The sequence below is a fragment of the Actinotalea ferrariae CF5-4 genome (assembly GCF_000603945.1).
GTDB lineage: Bacteria > Actinomycetota > Actinomycetes > Actinomycetales > Cellulomonadaceae > Actinotalea > Actinotalea ferrariae.
This window is the reverse complement of the sequence record NZ_AXCW01000274.1, coordinates 1-4993: the sequence shown is the minus strand read 5'-3', so window position 1 is coordinate 4993 and position 4993 is coordinate 1. Positions and strand designations below refer to the sequence as shown.

At 73.6% G+C, this 4993-nt stretch carries 5 protein-coding genes; all 5 read right to left on the bottom strand.

Annotation, left to right across the window (positions count from 1 at the left end; genetic code table 11):
• A partial coding sequence (folP, locus tag N866_RS16180; RefSeq protein WP_425393973.1) for a dihydropteroate synthase occupies positions 1–816 on the bottom strand: 816 nt, incomplete at its 3' end.
• A gap of 20 nt (positions 817–836) precedes the next feature.
• Positions 837–1415: a GTP cyclohydrolase I FolE gene (folE, locus tag N866_RS16175; protein WP_034228272.1), complete on the bottom strand. Its 579-nt coding sequence runs from the start codon at positions 1413–1415 to the stop codon at positions 837–839.
• Between the two features lie 61 nt (positions 1416–1476).
• Positions 1477–3504: an ATP-dependent zinc metalloprotease FtsH gene (gene ftsH, locus N866_RS16170; protein WP_034228266.1), complete on the bottom strand. Its 2028-nt coding sequence runs from the start codon at positions 3502–3504 to the stop codon at positions 1477–1479.
• A gap of 154 nt (positions 3505–3658) precedes the next feature.
• Complete coding sequence (hpt, locus tag N866_RS16165; protein ID WP_034228263.1) at positions 3659–4213, bottom strand: hypoxanthine phosphoribosyltransferase; 555 nt, start codon at positions 4211–4213, stop codon at positions 3659–3661.
• Positions 4200–4993 (bottom strand): tRNA lysidine(34) synthetase (locus N866_RS20095; protein ID WP_052023159.1); only part of this gene is annotated, 794 nt, incomplete at its 5' end. The genes N866_RS20095 and hpt, both read right to left, overlap by 14 nt.

The following is a 4993-nucleotide window of genomic DNA, read 5'->3' as shown; positions in this document are numbered from 1 at the left end:
CGCGGCGAGCGCGCTCACCGCTGCCGTGGCCGCGTCCCGGCCCTCGGGCGGCGCCGGGACGCCGTCGGGGCCGGCCAGCAGGTGCCCGAGGAAGCGCTTGCGGGAGGCGCCGACGAGCACGGGCCGGCCCAGGGCGAGCAGCTCGTCCAGGTGCGCCAGCAGCGGCCAGTTGTCGCTGCCGGGCTTGGCGAACCCGAGTCCGGGGTCCAGCACGAGCTGCTCGGGCCGCACCCCGGCGGCGACGAGACCGTCGACCCGGAGGGCGAGCTCGTCCCGCACCTGCGTCACGACGTCGTCGTACGTCGCCCGGGCGTCCATGACGTCGGCGTGGCCGCGCCAGTGCATGGCGACGTAGACGACGCCCGTGGCGGCGACGACGCCCGCCATGGCGGGGTCCGCGAGCCCCCCGGACACGTCGTTGACGACCAGCGCGCCGGCCTCGACCGCCGCGTCCGCGACCGCCGCGCGCGTCGTGTCGACGCTGACCACGGCCCCCGCCCCGACCAGCTCCCGGACGACCGGCAGGACGCGCCGGCGCTCCTCGTCCACGGGGACCCGCTCGGCCCCGGGGCGGGTGGACTCCCCGCCCACGTCGAGGACGTCGGCGCCCTGCTCGAGCAGCCGGAGGCCGTGCTCCACCGCCGCGTGCGGCTCGAACCACCGCCCGCCGTCGCTGAAGGAGTCCGGCGTGACGTTGACGACGCCCATGACCAGGGCCCGCTCGTCCGCCGCCGCCCGCAGCCGTGCCGGCAGGGGTTCCGGGGAGCGGGCCGGCCGACCTCCCGGCAGGGCGGGCACGGGCGGCGTCGGTGGCACCGGACCAGCCTAGGGGCGCGTCAGCGACCGAGGATGAGGCTCATGGCCTCGGCCCGCGTCGCGGCGTCGCGCATCTGCCCGCGGACCGCGGACGTCAGCGTGTTCGACCCCGGCTTGCGGACACCGCGCATCGACATGCACAGGTGCTCGCACTGCAGCACGACGATGACGCCCTGGGGCCGCAGGACCTCCACGAGGGTGTCGGCGATCTGCGTCGTCAGCCGCTCCTGGACCTGGGGCCGGCGCGCGAAGACGTCGACGAGGCGGGCGAGCTTCGACAGTCCCGTGACGCGGCCGTCCTCCCCCGGGATGTACCCGACGTGCGCGACGCCGTGGAAGGGCACGAGGTGGTGCTCGCAGGTGGAGTACACCTCGATGTCCTTGACCAGGATCATCTCGTCGTGACCGCCGATGTCGAACGTCACCTTGAGCACGTCCGCCGGGTCCTGGTACAGCCCCGCGAAGAGCTCCGCGTAGGCGCGCGCGACGCGCGCCGGCGTCTCCCGCAGGCCGTCCCGGTCCGGGTCCTCGCCCACGGCCAGGAGCAGCTCGCGCACGGCGCGCTCGGCGCGCTCGGCGTCGTAGAGAACGGGGGTCATCGAGATCTCCTCGTCGGTGGTCCCCCCCGGGATGGGTATGTCGTCGGCGGTGTGCGACACGTCAGTGGCTCCGGCCCGGGTCGACGGCGCCGCCGGGCGGCACCTCGCCGATCGGGTTGGCCGGGTGCTCGTCCTTGGCGGCCGCGGCCTCGTCCTGCGGCACGACGTGCCCGTTGCCGGCCGCCTGCTCCGCAGCGGTGCGCACCGGCGGGATGTCGGAGACGGGGCGGGCGTCGCTGGACAGCCACACCTGGCGCGGCTCGCGCTTGGTCACCGCGGCGAACACCTCGGCGAGCTCCGCCTGGTTCAGCGTCTCGCGCTCGAGCAGCTCCACCACGAGCCCGTCGAGGACCTCCCGGTACTGCTGGAGGATCTCGTAGGCCTCGTCGTGCGCGAAGTCCATGAGCCGCCGCACCTCGGCGTCGACGATGAACGCGACCTGCTCGGAGTACTCGCGGCCGTGGCCGCGGTCCATGCCCATGAACGGCTCGCCGTCGGCCTGGCCGAGCTTCACCGCGCCGACCTTCTCGCTCATGCCGTACTGGGTCACCATCTTGCGGGCGATCGCGGTCGCCTTCTCGATGTCGTTGGAGGCGCCCGTGGTCGGGTCGTGGAAGACGATCTCCTCCGCCACGCGCCCGCCCATGGCGTAGGCGAGCTGGTCCATCAGCTCGTTGCGCGTCGTGGAGTACTTGTCCTCCGCCGGCATGACCATCGTGTAGCCCAGCGCCCGGCCGCGCGGGAGGATCGTCACCTTGGTCACGGGGTCCGTGTACCGCAGCGCCGCCGCCACCAGCGCGTGCCCGCCCTCGTGGTAGGCGGTGATCTTCTTCTCCTTGTCGTTCATCAGCCGGGTCCGCTTCTGCGGACCGGCGATGACGCGGTCGATCGCCTCGTCGAGCTCGTGGTTGCCCACCAGGGTCCCGGCGGTCCGGGCGGTCAGGAGCGCCGCCTCGTTGAGGACGTTGGCGAGGTCCGCACCGGTGAAGCCGGGCGTGCGCTTGGCGACGGCGCGCAGGTCGACGTCGGTCGCCATCGGCTTGCCCTGGGCGTGCACGCGCAGGATGCGCTCACGGCCGTTGAGGTCCGGCGCGTCCACGGAGATCTGCCGGTCGAAGCGGCCCGGGCGCAGCAGGGCCGGGTCGAGGATGTCCGGGCGGTTGGTCGCGGCGATGAGGATGACGTTCGCGTTGACGTCGAACCCGTCCATCTCGACGAGCATCTGGTTGAGGGTCTGCTCGCGTTCGTCGTGGCCGCCGCCCATGCCGGCGCCGCGGTGCCGGCCGACCGCGTCGATCTCGTCGATGAAGACGATCGCCGGAGCGTTCTGCTTCGCCTGCTCGAACAGGTCCCGCACCCGGGAGGCGCCGACGCCGACGAACATCTCGACGAAGTCCGAGCCGGAGATCGAGTAGAACGGCACGCCCGCCTCGCCGGCGACGGCGCGCGCGAGCAGGGTCTTGCCGGTACCGGGCTGCCCGTAGAGGAGCACGCCCTTGGGGATCTTCGCGCCGACCGCCTGGAACTTGGCGGGGTCGGCGAGGAACTCCTTGATCTCCTGCAGCTCCTCGACCGCCTCGTCCACGCCCGCCACGTCACCGAAGGTGACCTGCGGCGTCTCCTTGGAGACGAGCTTGGCCTTGGACTTGCCGAACTGCATGACCCGCGAGCCGCCGCCCTGCATCCGCGACAGGAAGAACCAGAACAGGGCGATGATGATGACGAACGGCAGGAGGAGGCCGAGCAGGCTCTGCCACCAGGAGGTGCGCGGCACCTCGGAGTCGTAGCCCCCCTCGAGCTCGGCGTCGACGATGGCGTCCACGACCTCGTCCCCCTGCGGGGTGACGTAGTAGAACTGCACGCTCGTGCCCTTGTCCTCGAACTCCTCGGCGAGGGTGAGGTCCACGCGCTGCTGGCCGTCGACGATCCGGACCTGCTCGACCGTGTCGCCCTCGAGGAGCTCCAGGCCCTGGGACGTGTCGATGCGCTGCACGGCGGGCGCCATGAACGAGGTCGCCCCGATCCACAGGATGACCACCGCCACGAGGATCCAGATGGCCGGTCCGCGGGTGAGTTTCTTCAGGTTCATGGGCAGCGGGCCGTGGCCCTCGTCCCTCCAGGTCGCAGGGTGATCTGGAGGCACGCTACCCGCTGCACCCTGGGAAACCCCCGGGTGTTCGCCCAGGGCGCGACGTGCATCCGGGACGGACCCGGCAGGCGTAGTGCGACGGCCCGGTGCGGGGTCAGTCGCTGTAGACGTGGGGCGCGAGCGTCCCGACGAACGGCAGGTTCCGGTACTTCTCGGCGTAGTCCAGGCCGTAGCCGACGACGAACTCGGTCGGGATGTCGAACCCGACGTACCGCACCTCGACGTCGACCTTCGCGGCCTCGGGCTTGCGGAGCAGGGTCGCGATCTCGACGGAGGCCGCGCCGCGGCTGCGCAGGTTCGCCAGCAGCCACGACAGCGTCAGGCCGGAGTCGATGATGTCCTCGACGATGAGCACGTGGCGGCCCGTGAGGTCCGTGTCCAGGTCCTTGAGGATGCGGACCACGCCCGAGGAGGTGGTGCCCGCCCCGTAGGACGACACCGCCATCCAGTCCATCTCCACCGGGCAGTGCAGGCGCCGGGCGAGGTCCGCCATGACCATGACCGCGCCCTTGAGCACGCCGACCAGCAGCAGCTCCCGGCCGGCGTAGTCGGCGTCGATCTCGCCGGCGAGCGCGTCGAGTCGCGTGCCGATCTGCTCCTCCGTCAGCAGCACCCGCTCCAGGTCCTGCCCCATGTCAGCCGCGTCCACCGGAGGCTCCTCGTCCTTGCTCGTCGCGCTCGTGCTGTTCGTCAGCCCCCGCTCCCCCGTGCGGGCCCAGCCGGCCGGCCGAGGGGTCGAGCTCCTCGGCGGGGCCGACGGCCAGCCTGCCACACCGGCGCCGTGCGCCGCGTCCGCCGGGCAGGGCCACGACCCCCTGGCCGTGCCAGTCGGTGACGAGCGCGTCGACGGCGAGCACGTGGACCCGGTGCAGCGCTCCGTCGGGCACGCCCGCCCGCACGAGGGCCGCCCGCAGCGCGCGGCGCCGCACGGCGTCCGGGGCCGCCGCGAGGACGTCCACGTCGAGGACCGCCACGTCCAAGGCCGGCGACCGGTCCGCCCGGGCGAGGAGGTCGTCCGCGAGGTGGGTCAGGGCGTCGTCGTCGGCGGCGAGCTGGTCCGCCGTGCGGGCCAGGGCCTGCGCGACGCCCGGGCCGAGCACCCCCTCGAGGACCGGGAGCACCTCGTGCCGCACGCGGCTGCGCAGCGGCGTCGCCCCGGGGGCGTTCGTCGGGTCGTGCCACGGCACGAGGCCCTGCGCGTGGCACGCCGCCTCCGTCTCGGTCCGCCGCACGGCCAGGAACGGCCGCCGCAGGACGCCCCGCCGCGGGGGCATCCCCGCGAGGGACCGCGCTCCCGAGCCACGAGCCAGCCCGAGGAGGACCGTCTCCGCCTGGTCGTCGAGGGTGTGGCCGAGCAGGACGGCGTCCGCGCCGACCGCGCGGGCCGCGTCCTCCAGGGCGGCCAGCCGCGCGTCGCGGGCGGCGGCCT